At 65.3% G+C, this 16,942-nt stretch carries 15 protein-coding genes and 1 pseudogene; 10 read left to right on the forward strand and 6 right to left on the reverse strand.

The annotated features are described in order from the left end of the window. Nucleotides 1–232: 232 nt before the first annotated feature. On the forward strand, nucleotides 233–817 hold the full coding sequence (locus ACFR99_RS16885; protein WP_390289784.1) for a dolichol kinase: 585 nt from the start codon (nucleotides 233–235) through the stop codon (nucleotides 815–817). A 173-nt stretch (nucleotides 818–990) separates the two neighbouring features. After that, on the forward strand, nucleotides 991–2,175 hold the full coding sequence (locus tag ACFR99_RS16890) for an MFS transporter (protein ID WP_390289786.1): 1,185 nt from the start codon (nucleotides 991–993) through the stop codon (nucleotides 2,173–2,175). Between the two features lie 90 nt (nucleotides 2,176–2,265). Here ACFR99_RS16890 and ACFR99_RS16895 read toward each other — a convergent pair whose 3' ends face one another. Continuing rightward, a complete protein-coding gene (locus ACFR99_RS16895) occupies nucleotides 2,266–2,766 on the reverse strand; it encodes a TspO/MBR family protein (protein ID WP_390289789.1) in 501 nt (166 codons plus the stop codon). Nucleotides 2,767–2,901: 135 nt separating this feature from the next. Between ACFR99_RS16895 and ACFR99_RS16900 the strand changes: the two genes are divergently transcribed. Beyond that, nucleotides 2,902–5,334, forward strand: coding sequence for a DEAD/DEAH box helicase (locus ACFR99_RS16900; RefSeq protein ID WP_390289792.1), 2,433 nt, complete (start codon nucleotides 2,902–2,904; stop codon nucleotides 5,332–5,334). Nucleotides 5,335–5,429: 95 nt separating this feature from the next. Here ACFR99_RS16900 and ACFR99_RS16905 read toward each other — a convergent pair whose 3' ends face one another. From ACFR99_RS16905 to ACFR99_RS16915, 3 genes are all read right to left on the reverse strand, one after another. Further along, on the reverse strand, nucleotides 5,430–6,278 hold the full coding sequence (locus ACFR99_RS16905) for a phosphatase PAP2 family protein (RefSeq protein ID WP_390289795.1): 849 nt from the start codon (nucleotides 6,276–6,278) through the stop codon (nucleotides 5,430–5,432). A 277-nt stretch (nucleotides 6,279–6,555) separates the two neighbouring features. Beyond that, complete coding sequence (locus ACFR99_RS16910; RefSeq protein WP_390289798.1) at nucleotides 6,556–7,254, reverse strand: Sjogren's syndrome/scleroderma autoantigen 1 family protein; 699 nt, start codon at nucleotides 7,252–7,254, stop codon at nucleotides 6,556–6,558. A 69-nt stretch (nucleotides 7,255–7,323) separates the two neighbouring features. After that, nucleotides 7,324–7,782, reverse strand: a complete 459-nt coding sequence (locus ACFR99_RS16915) for a TIGR00725 family protein (RefSeq protein ID WP_390289801.1) — start codon at nucleotides 7,780–7,782, stop codon at nucleotides 7,324–7,326. Between the two features lie 193 nt (nucleotides 7,783–7,975). Here ACFR99_RS16915 and mdh point away from each other — a divergent pair, with 193 nt between their 5' ends. Continuing rightward, on the forward strand, nucleotides 7,976–8,890 hold the full coding sequence (mdh, locus tag ACFR99_RS16920; RefSeq protein ID WP_390289804.1) for a malate dehydrogenase: 915 nt from the start codon (nucleotides 7,976–7,978) through the stop codon (nucleotides 8,888–8,890). 145 nt (nucleotides 8,891–9,035) lie between these two features. Here the strand turns inward: mdh and ACFR99_RS16925 are convergent, their stop codons facing one another. Beyond that, nucleotides 9,036–9,281, reverse strand: coding sequence for a ferredoxin (locus ACFR99_RS16925; RefSeq protein ID WP_390289806.1), 246 nt, complete (start codon nucleotides 9,279–9,281; stop codon nucleotides 9,036–9,038). Between the two features lie 114 nt (nucleotides 9,282–9,395). Here ACFR99_RS16925 and ACFR99_RS16930 point away from each other — a divergent pair. Both ACFR99_RS16930 and ACFR99_RS16935 read left to right on the forward strand, forming a co-directional pair. Further along, nucleotides 9,396–10,217, forward strand: a pseudogene (locus ACFR99_RS16930) (class I SAM-dependent methyltransferase). A 79-nt stretch (nucleotides 10,218–10,296) separates the two neighbouring features. Continuing rightward, the gene (locus tag ACFR99_RS16935) at nucleotides 10,297–11,505 is read left to right on the forward strand and encodes an inorganic phosphate transporter (RefSeq protein ID WP_390289809.1); all 1,209 of its coding nucleotides are present in this window, start codon (nucleotides 10,297–10,299) and stop codon (nucleotides 11,503–11,505) included. 21 nt (nucleotides 11,506–11,526) lie between these two features. Here the strand turns inward: ACFR99_RS16935 and ACFR99_RS16940 are convergent, their stop codons facing one another. Further along, on the reverse strand, nucleotides 11,527–11,961 hold the full coding sequence (locus ACFR99_RS16940; RefSeq protein WP_390289812.1) for a universal stress protein: 435 nt from the start codon (nucleotides 11,959–11,961) through the stop codon (nucleotides 11,527–11,529). A 313-nt stretch (nucleotides 11,962–12,274) separates the two neighbouring features. Between ACFR99_RS16940 and ACFR99_RS16945 the strand changes: the two genes are divergently transcribed. From ACFR99_RS16945 to ACFR99_RS16960, 4 genes are all read left to right on the forward strand, one after another. Then, nucleotides 12,275–12,700, forward strand: a complete 426-nt coding sequence (locus ACFR99_RS16945; RefSeq protein WP_390289815.1) for a DUF6069 family protein — start codon at nucleotides 12,275–12,277, stop codon at nucleotides 12,698–12,700. A gap of 93 nt (nucleotides 12,701–12,793) precedes the next feature. Next, nucleotides 12,794–15,133: an ATP-dependent DNA helicase gene (locus tag ACFR99_RS16950; protein ID WP_390289818.1), complete on the forward strand. Its 2,340-nt coding sequence runs from the start codon at nucleotides 12,794–12,796 to the stop codon at nucleotides 15,131–15,133. Beyond that, a complete protein-coding gene (cgi121, locus tag ACFR99_RS16955) occupies nucleotides 15,133–15,639 on the forward strand; it encodes a KEOPS complex subunit Cgi121 (protein WP_390289820.1) in 507 nt (168 codons plus the stop codon). Before ACFR99_RS16950 ends, cgi121 begins: the two co-directional genes overlap by 1 nt. A gap of 135 nt (nucleotides 15,640–15,774) precedes the next feature. Then, nucleotides 15,775–16,935 carry an LEA/WHy family protein gene (locus ACFR99_RS16960; protein WP_390289823.1) on the forward strand — a complete coding sequence of 387 codons (1,161 nt, stop codon included), beginning with the start codon at nucleotides 15,775–15,777 and terminating at the stop codon, nucleotides 16,933–16,935. The last annotated feature ends 7 nt before the right edge of the window (nucleotides 16,936–16,942 follow it).

Here is a 16,942-nt window from a genome sequence, read left to right on the forward strand (position 1 = left end):
GTGAACGAGCGGGCCGGCGACCGATGTGAAGGCCCTTCGGGGCCGAAACGGAGGGAGGAGGCTTTTGATCAACCCTAAGCAGGAGCGAAGCTCCCGCGAGGTCCGAGAGAGCTTCGCTCTCTCGAGATTTTACCGAGGGACGTCGCGAGCGAGGCGCTCGCTCGCGACATGTAGCGTAAAAGGTTGGAGGTGATCGACGGACTGAAGGTCACCTCTCTCGAGCCACGACATAATGGCCGACGAACTGAAGCGGCGACTCGTCCACGCCAGCGGCTCGGGGCTTGTCGTCCTCTATCTGCTCGCCGACGCTCTCGAGCTCGGGCTCACGTGGTTCCGGTTTCAGCTCCTGTTGGTTCTGCTCGCGACCGGGGCGCTCGTCCTCGAGTTTCTGCGACTCCAGGTCGGACTCAACTGGCGGCTCTACGACGTGCTCACTCGCGAGTACGAACAGGACAATCCCGCCGCCTACGCGCTGTACATGATCAGCATGGCCGCCGTCGTGGTGGTCTTCGAGCCGGATATCGCCCTGCCGGCAATGTTGATGCTCGCGCTAGGCGATCCGATCAGCGGGGCGGTCTCGGACAACACCCTCCAGCGAGTCAAGCCGCCAAAAGTGCTCGTCACGATGTTTCTCGTCTCGACAGTCGTCGCGATCCCGTTCCTGCCGCTCGCGGTCGCGGTGATCGCCGCGCTTGGCGCGACGCTCGCCGACGGCGTCACCCTCGAGATTCGGACCTACATCATCGACGACAACCTGACGATCCCGATCTACGCCGCCTGTCTGGCGTGGCTGGCACTCGAGGTCGTCCCGGTGTGAGCCCGGCGGCGTACTCGCAGTGAGCGGGTGATCACAGTGATGATGGGTGACAGTAACATTGTCCGCTTCCGGTATCGGCAAGCTCGTACCGTTCTGGGCCGCTCAAGACAGTCGCCGGCTAACGGATACAACAAACCGTGTCGTTACTGGAAACAAAGAATCGATTCACTCCCGTGCGAGCCTTTCTGGCGGGCGGTCGCGGCGAAATTCTGGCCGCCGTTGCCGCCGGGTGGTTTCTCTCGATCGGCGTCCGGCTGGCGTATCCGGTGTTGCTCCCGTATCTCCGGGCGAGCTATGGCCTCGATCTGACGACGGCCGGCTTCCTGCTGACCGTTCTCTGGCTCTGTTATGCGCTCGGACAGCTTCCGGGCGGACTGCTCGCCGACCGGTTCGGTGAAGGAAACGTCCTCGTCGCGAGTACGGCGATTTCGGCGGTCGCACTCGGGCTCGTCGCCGTTGCCGGCTCCGCGCCGATCGTCTACCTCGCGACGGCAGCCTTCGGCTTCGGGACGGCGCTGTACGGCGTCGCTCGGTTTACGACGCTATCGGCGATCTACCCCGACAACGACGGCACCGCGATCGGGATCACGATGGCGGCTGGCCAGGTCGGCAACACCGTCCTGCCGCTTGCGGCCGGCGGCATTGCCTCGGCGTTCGCCTGGCAGTACGGTTTCGGCCTCGTCGTCCCGGCGTTCGTCGTCGTGGCGATCGGCCTCCGGCTCGTCGTCCCCGCACGCACCTCGAGTACGACCAGTGCCGTCGACAGCGTCTCGCTCGAGACGGCACGCTACGTCGGCGCGCAGCTGCGCCGGCCGGAGATCGTCACCGTGACGGCGATCCAGATCCTCACCTACTGCGCCTGGCAGGCGTTTACGGGCTTTTACCCGACCTACCTGATCGAGATCAAGGGGTTCTCGGAGGGGGTCGCGACCGGGCTGTTCAGCACCTTTTTCGCGACCGGGGTCATCGTCCAGCCGTTGACCGGCCGGCTCTACGACCGGTTCGGCATCCGAACGGCGCTGCCACCGGTACTGGGCGTCATCGTTGCCGCGCTGGTCGCGTTGCCGTTTCTCGAGGGCTTCTGGCCGATCGCCGTCGGGACGGTCTTCCTCTCGAGCATCCTCGGCTACGGGACGATCACCCTGCCGTACATGACGACGGCGTTTCCGTCGGACATGCAGGGGACCGGGCTCGGATTCCTGCGGACCGTCTACATGACCACTGGCGCGGCGAGTCCGGTCCTGTTCGGCGCACTCGCCGACCGGGGCTACTTCGATGAGGCGTATCTCGTGCTGGCCGGCCTCGTCGCCGTCGCGGTGACCCTGACGCGGTGGCTTCCCAGCCTCTCGGAACAGTGAGCGCGGCGGGCGGACTCGAGACGGCTGTGTTCGGCGAATTCATACGGACTGCTGTCAGTCAGCGCCGGTCACTCGAGACAGCAGACCGTATCAGGCGTTCAGCCGCCAGAGTTCGAAATTGAGCACGGCCGCGAACGTTATCCACGCGAGATACGGGACCAGCAACGCCGCCCCACGGCGGTCGACCCGTCGGAACGCGAGGATCGTTCCGGCGACGAGTCCCCAGAGGACGACGATGACGCCGAGGGCAGCGAGCGGCGCCTCGAGCGTGAAAAACATCGGCGTCCAGACGACATTAAATAGCATCTGCGCGCCGAACAGCCCCAGCGCGAGCCGCCGGCCGTCGGCATCGCTGCGCCAGACGAGCCACAGCGCTACGCCCAGCAGGGTAAAGAGGAGCGTCCAGACGACGGGAAAGGCGATCGTTGGTGGGTAGAACCACGGCTTCTCGAGGGCGCGAAACCACGGCGTGTCGGGCGATCCGATCGCGCTCGGTGCCGCCCCGACGAGGTTGACCAACAGGACGAAGCCGACCGCAGTGAGGATCGACCCGAGGTCCGGCAGGCGTTGGCGGATCGTTCGGGTTTCCATGCGACAATGTAGGCAGTCTCGGTGTATATATCAGCAGCCTAATCAACCATGGGTCATCCGGCACTACTGCAGCCGCGAGACTACTTTCACTGTACTATCTCAATCCTTAACAGAGCCCGCGTCGAATCGCTGCCAATGGCAACGACGGACGAGGACGTCGCGTCGATCGAGCATCCGCTGCTCGAGCCCGACTTCTTGGAACGCCGACTCTACCAGCTGAAACTCGCGGGGACGGCCGCGAATCATCACACGCTCGTCTGTCTCCCGACGGGCCTGGGGAAGACGACGGTGAGCCTGCTGGTCACGGCCCGGCGACTCGAGGAGGTCGGCGGCAAATCCCTGATGCTCGCGCCGACGAAACCGCTCGTCCAGCAACACGCGGACTTCTACCGGGAGGCTCTGCAGATTCCCGACGAGGAGATCGTCGTCTTCACCGGCGACGTGAGCCCGGACGACCGCGCCGTAATGTGGAACGATGCAACGGTCGTGATGGCGACCCCACAGGTGATCGAAAACGACCTCGTCGGGAGTCGTATCTCGCTTGCGGACGTGACCCATCTCACCTTCGACGAGTGTCACCGCGCGACCGGCGACTACGCCTACAATTACATCGCCGAGCGCTACCACGAAGACGCTGCCCAGCCCCTCGTCACCGGGATGTCGGCCTCACCCGGCGGCGACGAGGAGGCCATCCTCGAAGTCTGTGAGAACCTCGGCATCGGGGAGGTCGAAGTGATGACCGAGGAAGACGCCGACGTCGAGGAGTTCACCCACGACACCGAGGTCGAGTGGGAACGCATCGACCTGCCCGACGAGGTCATCGAGATTCGAGACGCGTTGAACGAAGTCATCAAAGACCGCCTCGAGAAACTCAAAGAACTGGGCGTGGCGAGTTCGACCCAGCCCGATCAGTCCCAGAAGGACCTCAACCGGATGCGCGCGGAACTCCAGCAACTGATCAACAACGATCAGTCGGAGGGGTTCGAGGGGATGTCCGTCCACGCGGAGGTGATGAAACTCCGGCAGGCCGTCACGCTGGTCGAGACCCAGAGCGTCGAGGCCCTGCGCCGGTACTTCGAGCGCCAGCGCAACCAGGCTCGCTCGTCGGGCGCGTCGAAGGCGAGCCAGCGAATGGTCTCGGACCCGCGCGTCCGCGAGGCCATGCGAAAGGCCGAGAGCTTCGACGAACTCCACCCAAAATACCGCAAGACCCGGATGCTGCTGGCCGAGACGCTGGGCCTCGAGGGTGGCGAGCGCGTGATCGTCTTCACCGAGTCCCGCGACACGGCCGAAGCGCTGACGGATTTCTTGCGCGAGAGCTTCGACGCGAAGCGCTTCGTCGGGCAGGGCGACCGCGAGGGTTCCGATGGGATGACCCAGAAGCAACAACAGGAAGTCTTAGACGAGTTCCGCGCGGGCGAGTTCGAGGTGCTCGTCTCGACGTCGGTCGCGGAGGAAGGGCTCGACGTGCCGGAGGTCGATCTCGTGCTCTTCTACGAGCCCGTCCCGACCGCGATCCGCTCGATCCAGCGCAAGGGTCGAACCGGCCGCCAGTCGGAGGGCCGCGTCGTCGTCCTGATGGCCGAGGACACCCGCGACGAGGCCTATTTCTGGATCTCCCGTCGACGCGAGAAGGAGATGGAAAGCGAGTTGCGCGACCTGAAGGGGATGGCCGACGACCTCGAGGATGAACTCGACGACTCCCAGCAGTCACTGGCCGATTTCGAGGCCGGAAACGACGGTGAGCGCGGAGTGAAAGTAGACGAGGGCGACGGAAAAGTCGACGCCGTCGGCGACTCTTCCACCGGAAGCGAGGGGGTTGCGGGCCAGCCCGGCCTGCAGGACTTCGCCGACGCGTCGACGGAGTCGGACGAGCAAGACGACGTCGAAACCCACGAGCCACACGCCGAAGGCGACACCGTCGCGATCGTCGCCGACCAGCGCGAGATGGACGCCAACATCGCTCGCGACCTCTCGCGGCGCGAGGAGATCGCGGTCCGCCTCGAGACGCTCGATGTCGGTGACTACGTCCTGTCGGATCGGGTGGTCGTCGAGCGCAAGTCCGTCGCCGACTTCGTCGACTCGCTTGTCGGAGGCGACCGGTCGGTCTTCGAGCAGGTCGGCGCGATGGCGCGTCACTACTCGCGGCCGATCGTCGTCGTCGAGGGCGAAGGGCTGTACGAACAGCGCGACGTCCACCCGAACGCGGTTCGGGGCGCGCTCTCGAGTCTCGCGGTCGACTTCGGTGCGAGCGTTCTACGAACTGAAAACGAGGCCGACACGACGGAACTGCTCGCCGTGATCGCCGGCCGCGAACAGGCGACCGCCGACCGGGAAGTGTCGGTCCACGGTGAGAAAGGCACCAAGACGCTCAGCGAGCAACAGGAGTACGTCGTCGCCTCGATCGCCGAGATCGGCCCGGTCACCGCGCGCTCGCTCCTCGAGGAGTTCGGCACGGTCGAGGGCGTGATGATCGCGACCGAAGACGAACTGCAGGAAGCCGACGGCGTCGGGCAGGTGACCGCCGAGCGGATTCGAGAAGTGATCGGCAGCGACTATACAGGATAAGGAAGCTACGGCAACGGCGCTCATACGGACTCCTGTCAGTCAGTGTCGGTGCATCCGTGGACCGTCCTGCGGGCCCGCCGGAACAGCAGACCGTATCAGTCGCTCGCGTCGGACGCGATGGGATCCTCGCCGGTGTGAACGTGGCCGGTCGCTCCCTCCACGCGGGTAACGATCCGTTCGGCACCGATGACGCTCCCGAACGCAAGGAGCAGCCCCGCGAGAACGTCGATCAGCCAGTGAATACCGAGGTACATCGTCGAGAAGACGACACAGCTCGTCACGAACGACGAAATCCAGAACCACCGCGGGTACTCCCGTCGCGACCGCCAAGCGAACAGCATAACGACGACCGCCAGCGACGTGTGAAGCGAGGGAAAGACGTTCGTGTTCGCCGACACTGCCGCCGTGACCTCCTGCGTTTGCGGGTAAAACGAGTACATCAGGCCATCGACGGACGAGAGGTAGTTGCGCGGCCCGTAGACGATGAAGAGCGTATAGAAGAGCGCCCCGATGACGTAGTTCAGCAGGTACGCGATAAGCAATTCCTTCAGGTACCGCTGGGAGAGCAACAGGAAGTACAGGACCAGCGCCGTCACCAGCAGGAAGGGGAATCCGAACATGTACATCGCCGAGAAGAACTCGAGCGTCGCCACGGGGACGATATCTTGCAACACCGCGACGAACTCGCCTTCGATGGCGTAGATCTCCGCGGTGAGATCCCAGTCGAGCGCACGCGAGAGTCGCAGACTGTGGCCATGAGTTGCCCGTTTGCCGAGGAAAAACAGCGCCGTGACGCCGATATATGGCGTGAGTTCGGTGAGCCGACGATCGTAGTCGGCTGCAGTCCGACTCAGCGCGGTTCGATCGAGACAGATCGCACAGGTCCCGACGAGTCCAATGCACACGACAAGTACCGTGAGGGAGACGACGAATCCAAGTGCCATCGTTCGTATCTCGTCCGCCCAGCATTCAGTGGATGACTGCGGGCCGGTAGCACGGAGGGCGGAGCCGGTAACTACCGGAGAAAGTCGACACAGCGGCCGACCTAATCAATGTCCATCTGTGACACACCACACACTGCTGTCAAATATATATCTAACTCTGTTTTTCAATCTGATACGTTCGATGGAAGGATTCGATCACAGATCGACGGAACGACATACGCCAAATCACGGAGTGGAGAGATCCGGAACGAACGATCGGCGACCGTCTCGAGCGCCGTCAGCGAACGGTCGACAGCGCCTCGCCGGCCTCACGGGCCGCCTCGAGACACTCCCGTGCGTAGCGTGGGTCGTCCGTCGCGGCCGCCTCCGTGGCGAACTTCTCGAGCGCACGAACGAGCGCGTCGCGAGCAGCCTCGAGATCGCCGTCGGCCGGTTGTGGGGACGACACAGAGGCCCGAGACGGGGCGCTCGAGTCGCGTGTCCGGCCCTCGGCGGCCTGGGTCGAGCCGTCGGTCCGGGACGACCCGGCGTCGGAGCGGGGAGGGGACTGTCGCTCGTCCTGGGGTGGCGTTGCAGGTGCCCCACGCTGGCTGCTCGCGGCCGTCTCGGTGTCAGAGTTACTCGAGGGGGAGTCGGGTGACGACTCGGCCGATGGCGCTTCGTCGCGGGCAGCGGGAGCCTGGTCCGTGGCAGCCTCGCTCCCGGCGGACTGGTCCGTATCGGACTGTTCCTCGGCCGGCTGGGCCTCGAGGTCGGTCCCCTCGACGGCGTCGGGATTGCCGTGACAGCTAGGACAGAACGTGGTGCCGTCCATCTGGAATAGCGGGTCGCCGCAGGTTCCACAGTGGGTGTTCGTCATCGTCGCGCCCTTGAGTAACAGATCGCTCATTCGCTGAGTGGCCTTGCGCTCTTGTTTGTCGCGCTCGTACTTCTCGCGGAGTTTCTCGCGCTCGGCTTCCTTGTCGAAGTCGCTCATACCCAGCTAGAGGGGTCGGACCGTCGAAAAAGCTGCGACAGCGAACGTCCAGAGCCGTGACGGCGTCGATTATGCTTCGAGTGCGGCTTCAACGGCGTCGACAGCCGCGTCCGGCGTGTCGACGGACTCGAGGTCGACGCCGGCAGCCGAGACGTCGTGGGTCGCGAGTCCGACGACGGGCCGGTCGTAGATCCCGGCGAACCCCAGTTCCGAGAGCGTTCCGACGCCGCCGGTGAGCGCGATCACGGCGTCGCCGTTCAACGGGACGAGCGCGTTTCTGGCGTGGCTCAGCCCGGTGGCGATCGGGATGTCGACGTAGTCGTTAGCCTGTTCCCGGCACTCGCTCGGCAGGATGCCGATCGTCGTTCCACCCTCGGCTTTCGCACCACGACAGACCGCCTCCATGGTGCCACCGCGACCGCCACAGACGACCGTGTGGCCGCGCGCGGCGAGTTCGCGACCCACTGCCTCGGCCCGGGCCGTCTGTTCGTCGGTGACCTGTCCGCCGCCGATAACGCTGACACGCATAGATGAGCGACCGTGGGCATCGGGCATGATCGGTTCGGTCTCGAGGCGGGGCGCGATCGGCGCCACCTCGACGGTGAGTCAGGTGTGGGGCAGGCAAAGCGGACGACACTCGTCGAATCCGCAATCGTCACGTCAGCGTAACACTGGAATTTCCGACGGATTTAACGTGTGGGATGGGGAAGCATTACGCGATATGACGAAAGTAAGCGTGGTCGGGGCGGCCGGCACCGTCGGGGCCGCCGCAGGCTACAACATCGCGCTTCGGGACGTTGCGGACGAGCTCGTGTTCGTCGACATTCCGGACAAGGAAGACGACACGGTCGGTCAGGCCGCCGACGCCAACCACGGCGTGGCCTACGACTCGAACACGACGATCCGGCAGGGGGGCTACGAGGACACCGCGGGATCGGACGTCGTCGTCATCACAGCTGGCATCCCGCGCCAGCCCGGCCAGACCCGGATCGACCTGGCCGGCGACAACGCACCTATCATGGAGGACATCGGCTCCTCGCTGGCCGAGTACAACGACGACTTCATCACCGTCACCACGTCGAACCCCGTCGACCTCCTCAATCGGCACCTCTACGAGACGGGTGACCGCGCCCGCGAGAAAGTAATCGGGTTCGGTGGCCGCCTCGACTCCGCGCGCTTCCGGTACGTGATCTCCGAGCGCTTCGACGCGCCCGTCGGGAACGTCGAGGCGACCATCCTCGGTGAACACGGCGACGCGCAGGTTCCCGTGTTCTCCAAAGTACGGGTCAACGGGCAGGACCTCGAGTTCGACGAAAACGAAAAGGAAGAGCTACTCGAGGAGCTCCAGACCTCGGCGATGAACGTCATCGAGAAGAAAGGCGCGACGGAGTGGGGCCCGGCGACCGGCGTCGGTCACATGGTCGAGGCCATCCTCCGCGATACGGGCGAAGTGCTGCCCGGCAGCGTCAAACTCGAGGGCGAGTTCGGCCACGAGGACACCGCCTTCGGCGTCCCGGTCAAACTCGGGTCCGACGGCGTCGAAGAGATCGTCGAGTGGGAGCTGACCGAGTTCGAGCGCAATCAGCTCGGCGAGGCCGCCGAGAAGCTCTCCGAACAGTACGACAAGATCGCGTAGGCACCGCCACGCCGGTCCGATTTTTCACATTATCGGATACCAGTCAGTGAGCAGCCGCTCACGTCTTGCAGGCAAGTTGGTGAAAAGCGCATTGACCGGTAGTATCTGAAAAGCGCAGTTCGTCGAGGGCGAGGACTGGCCCGGTTCAGGGGATCAACTGCTCGCCGTCGTCGTCGTAAATGGTGATCGCGTCGACGGGACAGGCCCGGGCGGCGAACTTCGCGTCGAGTTCCGCGCCCTCGGGAACCTCGCGGACGAAGACACCGTCCTCGACCTCCTCGCTCCCCTCGAGTACGGCTTTCCCCTTCGATTTGTCCTTCTCAAAAGCATCCCACTCGGCGACGCACTGGAACATCCCGATACAGGTGTCCTCGTCGTATTCGACCTTCATAGACGGAAGTTAGGGTAGTCACGGTAAATCGATGGCGGTCGCCGATCATGCGGAACGGTACGCGGAACCATATGACAGCGCGTCTTCATTACCGACGAGCTCGTCGACTCACGCATGAGTCGGGACGGGGCAGGCTCGGACGGTTCGCCAGCGGACGGAGACCGACGACGTACTCGAGCGGACACGTTGGGGCGAGCGATGCTCGCGTTCCACCGCGACGAGCCGGGATGGCTGACGTATCGCGACGGCTCGGACGAGCGAGACGGAGCTGTCGCCGAGTTCTACTTCTCGACGGCCGAGTCGTGAGAACCGGCAACGATCGAACTACTCGAGCGTCTCACCGGTTTCGAACCAGTCCTCGACGTGGGGTGTGGTGCGGGCAAACACCTCCGCTGGTGGGCCGGTCGCAGCGTCGAAGCGGTCGGCGTCGACGTGAGTCCGAACGCCGTGCGAACGGCCCGCGAACGCGGGCTCGAGGAGGTACTCGTCGGTGACATGTTCGCACTGCCGATCGAAACGGGGACGGTTGGCGCCGTCCACGCGGTCGGCACGCAGGTGGGGCTCGGTCGCTCGCTGGCCGGGATCCGGGATCTGCTCGCCGAATTCGCTCGCGTCACCGACGACGCAGGGGTGGCCGTCGTCGACAACTACGATCCGACGCGGCTGAGCGAGGATTTCTTCGGCTATCGAGCCGATCCGCGCGAGGGGATCGCCCACCGGTGTTTTCACCCCGAGTTCGAACGCGAGACGGCTGGCGGTGAGCGACGCCGCGAGGTCGGACGGACGATGCAGTTCCTGCTGTGCTCGCCCGATCGGCTTCGCGAGGCGACGATCGGAACGGCATGGGCCGTCGGGAGCGTGCATCGATCCGACGGTGTGGCACATTACAGGACGGTGCTCGAAAAGGCAGGAGCGGGAGGCATCGTGTTCGGATAGTGGCGGAGCCACAGCCACGTAACCGGCTGCCGAGCCAACGCTTTTGCAACCAGTCACCAAACGGGATAGACGAAACGAAATGGCCGCACTATCCGTCGGCATCCTCATCGGGGCCGCGATCCTCACCTGTCTGTTCATGGCGTGGGTCCTCGGCGCGAACAGCAACTCGCCGCCGTTTGCTCCCGCGATCGGTGCGAACGCGATCTCGACGATGCAGGCGGCGTTCGTCATCGGACTGCTCGCGGCTGCAGGGGCGCTCCTGCAAGGCGGGAGCATCTCCGAGACGATCGGGGCGGACCTCATCAACGGCGTGACGATCACGCCGCTGGCGGCCACCGCTGGCTTGCTGACCGCGGCGGGATTCATGGCGATCGGCATTTACACCCGATACCCGATTCCGGCGGCGTTCGCGACGACGGGTGCGATGGTCGGCGTCGGCCTCTCGCTGGGCGGCGATCCGGCGATGGCAACCTACCGGCGGCTCGGCACCTTCTGGCTGCTGGTGCCGATCATGTCCGGCGGGCTAGCCTACGTGACGGCGACGATTCTGCGGCGCGACGACGTTCCCGAGACGATCGGGGTCCCGCTACTGGCCGGCCTCGTCGGCGCGATCGTCGCCAACGTCCGACTGGGTGTGATTCCCGATCCGGCTGCCGACCAGGGAACCCTCGCGGGGTTCGTCGCCCGGTTGATCGGCGGCGGCCCGACGCTCGCCGCGGGGATCGATCTCGGCACCGTTCTCGTGACGATCGGCTTCGGACTGCTCGCGTTCTTCTGGGTTCGCAAACGAGTGCTCGTCTCCGTCGAGAGTGGAATCCGCTCGTTCCTGCTGGTCCTCGGCGGTATCGTCGCCTTCTCCTCGGGGGGCTCGCAGGTCGGGCTCGCGACCGGCCCGCTCGAGAACCTCTTTCGCGTCCAACTCGGCCTGCCGAGACTCCTGTTGCTCGCGATCGGCGCGACCGGCATCCTCGCGGGGGCCTGGATGGGCGCCCCACGGCTGTTACAGGCCACGTCCCGGGAGTACGCCCAGCTCGGCGTGCGGCGATCGATCGCAGCGCTGGTTCCCGGCTTCGTCATCGCCCAGCTGGCGATCGCACTCGGCATCCCGATCTCGCTGAACAACATCATCCTCTCGGGCGTCATCGGCGGCGGGCTGGCTGGCGGTTCAGCCAGCGTTTCGCGGCGCAAGATCGGCATCACGATTACCTTTTGGCTGCTCACGCTCGCGAGTTCGGTCGCCGTCGGCTACGGCCTGTACCGGCTGTTCGCGACGGTTCTCGGCGGCTGAGAGATTCGCGTTCGCTCGAGCTTACTCGAGGACCGTCACCGGTTTCGCAGTGCGCTCGACCACCGTGGTGGCGATATCGCGACCGAGAAATCGCCTGATGAACCCGTTCAATCGGGTTCTATCGCCGGCCATCACGACGTGATCGATCCCCGACTCCGACGTGTACCGGGGAACGACGGTGCCGGGTCGCCCCTCGACGAGTTCGATCCGGACACGGTCCGTCGCGTCGGGATCGGCGACCGACTCGAGCAACTCCTCGGCGCTGGCTCGCGCCTGTGTCGTCCGCTGCTCGTCACGCTCTAAGACACCGCCCTCGCTGAGTGGCGCGTCGAGCGGCGTTACGACCACCAGTAGGGTGAGCTCGGCATCGGGAAACGTCTCGAGGGCGTAGGAAAGCGCCTCGTCCTCGTGGGGACGGCCAAGCGTCGGGACGAGAACGCGGTCGGGATCGATCATGGGGCAGTCTTCGGGCGCCGGTCGCATCGGTCTATCGCCGTCGAACCCGCTTGCCGTCGTGTGTCACGATCACCACCGGTCGGTCACCGTCACTGGTTCTCTCAGCGGAGGATCGTTCGCGGACGATCGAGACGCGGTCGGCGTCTCGTAGCCGGATCCCTGGCAGTCAGTGCCGGCGTATCCGCAAGGCGGGTCACGGGTACGCCGACGTCCAGTGACAGCAAACCGTCTCAAACAGCGTATCACTCACCGATCCGAGTATAAAACGAATATCTGACAAATGTTTTTCATCAGTTGGGTTGTAGTCGCAGGCATGAGCTCCGAAACAGGGATGTCGTCATCGGCACGACCACTTTCGTTCAGCGACCTCGCACGATCGGGGGCACTAGCGCTCGCAGTGTCGTTGGTCATCAACTGGCTCATCGTGTTCGTGGCGAACACCGGCGGCATCGCGCCGCAACTGGAAGCACTGAATTACGGCCCAGTAACGTTCTTTACGACCCTCGGCGTCATTGGTGCGACCGTCACCTACGGGGTGCTCACGCGACTCAGTTCCAGCCCTGATCGACTGTTTCTCACCGTGGCAGCGATCGTCCTCGTCCTCTCGCTCGTGCCGGATTTCACGGTCATCCCCAATCAGCCCGGTGGGAGCCTCTTCGCCGGCGCGATCCTCGGGCTGATGCACGTCACGACGGCGGTCGTCTGTGTAGGTGTGCTGACCGGCAGTGCCGGCCGGTGACCTGACACACCGCACGCGAGAAAGCACAGCGACCCCGCTCGAGGGAGCCCACGAGACGACAGTTTAAACCACGGGACGCGCCAAGCACGGACAATGAATATCGAGGAGCTGTCGGGGCTCCCACCCGGTGCCATCGATCACTTCCGGAGCGAGGGCATCGAGGAGCTCTACCCGCCGCAAGCCGAGGCGGTCGCGGCCGGCGCGACGGAGGGCGAAAACCTCGTTGCGGCCGTCCCGACCGCCAGCGGGAAGACGATGATCGCCGCCCTGTCGATGCTGTCGGCGATCGAACGCGGCGGGACGGCGCTGTATATCGTCCCCCTGCGAGCGCTCGCCAGCGAGAAAAAGGCCGAGTTCGAGGCCTACGAAGGGTTCGGCGTCACGGTCGGCGTCACGACCGGCAACTACGAGTCGACCAGCGACTGGCTGGCGACGAAAGACATCGTCGTCGCCACCAGTGAGAAGGTCGATTCACTGGTTCGCAACGGCGCGGAGTGGCTCTCCGATCTCACCTGCGTCGTTTCCGACGAAGTTCACCTGATCGACGACCGCAATCGGGGGCCGACTCTCGAGGTGACCTTGGCAAAACTCCGCCAGCTCAACCCCGGGCTCCAGACCGTCGCGCTCTCGGCGACGGTCGGCAACGCCGACGAGCTCGCCGACTGGCTCGACGCCGAACTGGTCGACACCGACTGGCGACCGATCGACCTGCAGATGGGAGTTCACTACGGCAACGCGCTGAATTTCGACGATGGCTCGACGCGCGAGGTGCCCGTCGAGGGCAGCGAAAAACAGGAGGCCGCGCTCGTCCGCGATATTTTGCAGGAGGACGGCTCCTCGCTCGTCTTCGTCAACTCCCGCCGGAACGCCGAAGCCGCGGCAAAACGGTTGGGAGGAGTCTCGAGATCCGAACTGACCGCCGCGGAAGAAGCCGAACTCACCGAGTTGGCCGACGAGATCCGCGACGACAGCGACACCGAGACGAGCAAAGACTTGGCCGCGTGTGTCGAACAGGGCGCGGCGTTTCACCACGCCGGCCTCTCGAGCACCCAGCGGAGCCTCGTCGAGGACGCCTTTCGCGACCGCCTGCTAAAGGTCATCTCGGCGACGCCGACGCTTGCCGCCGGCGTCAACACCCCAGCTCGCCGCGTGATCGTCCGTGACTGGCGGCGCTTCGACCCCAGCGCCGGCGGGATGGCACCCTTGGACGTCCTCGAGGTCCACCAGATGATGGGGCGGGCCGGCCGGCCGGGGCTCGACCCCTACGGCGAGGCCGTTCTGCTGGCCAAGAACCACGACGAGAGCCAAGAGCTGTTCGACCGCTATATCTGGGCCGACCCCGAGCCGGTTCGCTCGAAACTGGCGGCCGAACCCGCCCTGCGGACTCACGTGCTCGCGACGATCGCCTCCGGCTTCGCCCGCACGCGAGCGGAACTCCTCGAGTTCCTCGAGGCCACCCTCTACGCCAGCCAGTCGACTGAAGCCGGCCGGCTCGAGACGGTGACCGACACCGTCCTGGGGTACCTCGAGTCGAACGACTTCGTCGAACGCGACAGTGGCGGCGGTGACGACGACGGTGCGTTCACCGCTGCTGCCGATCTCGCCGACGACGGCGGCGAGGAGACGCTCGCGGCCACCAGCCTCGGCCACACCGTCTCGCGGCTCTACCTCGATCCGATGAGCGCCGCCGAGATCGTCCACGGACTCGAGCGCGCCGAGGAACGGCCGACTGCACTCGGCCTCTACCAGCTGATCTCGCGGACGCCGGACATGTACGAACTCTACCTGCGGTCGGGCGAGGACGAGAAATTCGGCGACCTCTACTACGAGCGCGAGGCCGAACTGCTGGGCGATACGCCGAGCGAGTTCGAGGAGGAGCGCTTCGAGGACTGGCTGGCCGCGCTCAAGACCGGCAAACTGCTCGAGGACTGGGCTGACGAGACGGACGAGGAACGGCTGACGGATCGGTACAAGATCGGGCCGGGTGACCTGCGGGGCAAAGTCGACACCGCCGAGTGGCTGCTGGGGGCGGCCGAGTCGCTGGCCGCCGAGATCGACAGCGAGTGGACCGTCGCCGTCCGCGAGGCCCGCGCCCGCGTCGAACACGGCGTCGGCGAGGAACTGCTGGAACTGGTCTCGGTCGGTGGTGTCGGCCGCAAGCGCGCCCGCCGGCTCTATGAGGCCGGAATCGAGGAGCCTGCTGACCTGCGAACAGCCGACAAAGGCGTCGTTCTCGGCGCGCTCAAAGGAGAGAAGACGGCAGAAACGATCCTCGAGAACGCCGGCCGCGAGGATCCCTCGATGGACGGCGTCGAGCCGACATCGTCGGATTCGGACGACAGCACGGCAGCGAACGCGAATCGTGACGACGAGAACACTGACGCGACAGCGACACAAACGACCGACAGCCAGTCGAGCCTGGGTGATTTCTGATGGAACTCCTCGAATGCCGACTCGCGATCGACGACATCGATTCGTTCGTCGCCGAACTCAACGAAGTCGGCGACCACCACGGCGTGACGATCCAGGCGTTCGACGCCCGCTACGTCGCCGACCGTCGCCACCTCGAGCAGGCCGTCGCGTTCGCCGACCGCGCGATCGATCGCGGGGAGAACGTCGCTCGCGATCGTGCCGTCGAGATCCTGCTGTACGCCGCCGGTCGCCGGCAGATCGATCGTGCGCTCGCGATGGGCGTCGACGAGGGAGACAATCGGGCGGTGGTGCTCGTCGACGGCGATTCCGGCGACGCCGAGACGGCCGCACTCGACGCAGTCGAAACGCTGGACGCGGTCGTCGCCCACGAACCGACGCTCGAGACACAGGACATCGAGACGTTGTGTGACTTCTTCGAGATCTCCGACGCCGAACGCGCGGCAACCGACGCGTCGCTGTCGGCGCTGGTCCGCGAGCGGGTGGCGCTGCTCGAGGTCGAGAAGTAGCCCACGGCTCGCGAGCGGCACCCCTCACCCGAGGGCTGCGGGTTGACGACCATCCAGTTGGGGCGGTCGGGGTCAACAGATCGTGGCAAGTCGAGAAGCCGGCAGTATATCTCGCTGCTATCCCTGAATGGGAGTATGCGAAGGCTACTCCGGATCATGCTCGCGGTCGGCGTCGGCCTCATGGCCGCGCTCGGCGGGCTCTTCGCCGTCGGCGTGATCGGGGTCCCCGACGCTGGCCTCGAGGACAACGCGTGGGGGAACGTCTCCGACGAGGAGATCGAGGTGCTCACGACGGTCTGGATCGATAACCCCAATCCGGGCGTCTCGCTCGGTGAGACGACCGTCGACTACACGCTGGCGATGAACGACGTCGAACTCGCGACGGGGTCGGCCGACGACGTGCGCGTTCCGTCGGGCAACACCACGACGGCGCTGCGAACACAGCTGCGGTACGACCGGCTCCCGGCATGGTGGGCCTCGCATATCCGAAACGGCGAGCGAAGCGAGTTGGCCGTCGAGACGACGGCCCACGTCGACGCCGGGCCGCTGTCGGGCTCACCGTCGGGGACCTACACGACCGAGACGGCGACCGACCTCGAGGCGATGCTCGAGGAGACGCTCGCGGAAACCGAGGGCGAACACTCGCTCTCGCCGGTCAGCACGGGTACTGGGCCCGTGAGCCGGACGGTCGAGCCGACCGTCGAGATTCGGGAGACGGACGTGGAGTGGGGGACCGTGACCGAAAATCGGACCGAACTCTTCCTGACCGTCGATGTGCACAACCCGAACGCCTATCCGCTGCCGACGCCGGCGCTCACCGGTGAAATGGTGTTCAACGACGTGCCCGTCGCGACCTGGGACGCAAACGAGCTCGAGGTTCGAAACGGGGCGTACGACGCGACGATTCCACCACAGGACACTCGAGAAATCACCTTCGTCGCCGAACTCGACAACGACGATGTCGCCGCCTGGTTCGCGACGCACGCCGACAACGAGGAAGTCACCGACGCCGAGTTGCGAGCCCAGTTGGCAATGAATATCGACGGCGAGACGCGAACGATCCCCGAAGAGGGGGACGCGATCCGCTGTTCGTACGAGCTTCGGACTGACATCTTCGTCGAGCAAAACGCGGGCATGGACCGCCGGGACTGTACGCTCGCTCCATGGGCGACACCCGACGACGCGACGTTCGAGGACCTCGGGGCGACCCTCGAGCTTACCGAAACGGAGTGGTGGACGGACGGTGCTGACGGCGATAGCTCGGACGGCGACGTACTGACGGCGCTCGCCTCGTGATCGGCCA

This window comes from Haloarchaeobius amylolyticus, assembly GCF_042678045.1.
Lineage (GTDB): Archaea > Halobacteriota > Halobacteria > Halobacteriales > Natrialbaceae > Natrinema > Natrinema amylolyticus_A.

Coding starts and splice junctions, on each gene's coding strand:
- mdh (WP_390289804.1), top strand. CDS start 7,976: ATGACGAAAGTAAGCGTGGTCGGGGCGGCCGGCACCGTCGGGGCCGCC.
- ACFR99_RS16915 (WP_390289801.1), bottom strand. CDS start 7,782: ATGCGTGTCAGCGTTATCGGCGGCGGACAGGTCACCGACGAACAGACG.
- ACFR99_RS16925 (WP_390289806.1), bottom strand. CDS start 9,281: ATGAAGGTCGAATACGACGAGGACACCTGTATCGGGATGTTCCAGTGC.
- ACFR99_RS16910 (WP_390289798.1), bottom strand. CDS start 7,254: ATGAGCGACTTCGACAAGGAAGCCGAGCGCGAGAAACTCCGCGAGAAG.
- ACFR99_RS16940 (WP_390289812.1), bottom strand. CDS start 11,961: ATGATCGATCCCGACCGCGTTCTCGTCCCGACGCTTGGCCGTCCCCAC.
- ACFR99_RS16885 (WP_390289784.1), top strand. CDS start 233: ATGGCCGACGAACTGAAGCGGCGACTCGTCCACGCCAGCGGCTCGGGG.
- ACFR99_RS16945 (WP_390289815.1), top strand. CDS start 12,275: ATGAGCTCCGAAACAGGGATGTCGTCATCGGCACGACCACTTTCGTTC.
- ACFR99_RS16895 (WP_390289789.1), bottom strand. CDS start 2,766: ATGGAAACCCGAACGATCCGCCAACGCCTGCCGGACCTCGGGTCGATC.
- ACFR99_RS16950 (WP_390289818.1), top strand. CDS start 12,794: ATGAATATCGAGGAGCTGTCGGGGCTCCCACCCGGTGCCATCGATCAC.
- ACFR99_RS16960 (WP_390289823.1), top strand. CDS start 15,775: ATGCGAAGGCTACTCCGGATCATGCTCGCGGTCGGCGTCGGCCTCATG.
- cgi121 (WP_390289820.1), top strand. CDS start 15,133: ATGGAACTCCTCGAATGCCGACTCGCGATCGACGACATCGATTCGTTC.
- ACFR99_RS16900 (WP_390289792.1), top strand. CDS start 2,902: ATGGCAACGACGGACGAGGACGTCGCGTCGATCGAGCATCCGCTGCTC.
- ACFR99_RS16935 (WP_390289809.1), top strand. CDS start 10,297: ATGGCCGCACTATCCGTCGGCATCCTCATCGGGGCCGCGATCCTCACC.
- ACFR99_RS16905 (WP_390289795.1), bottom strand. CDS start 6,278: ATGGCACTTGGATTCGTCGTCTCCCTCACGGTACTTGTCGTGTGCATT.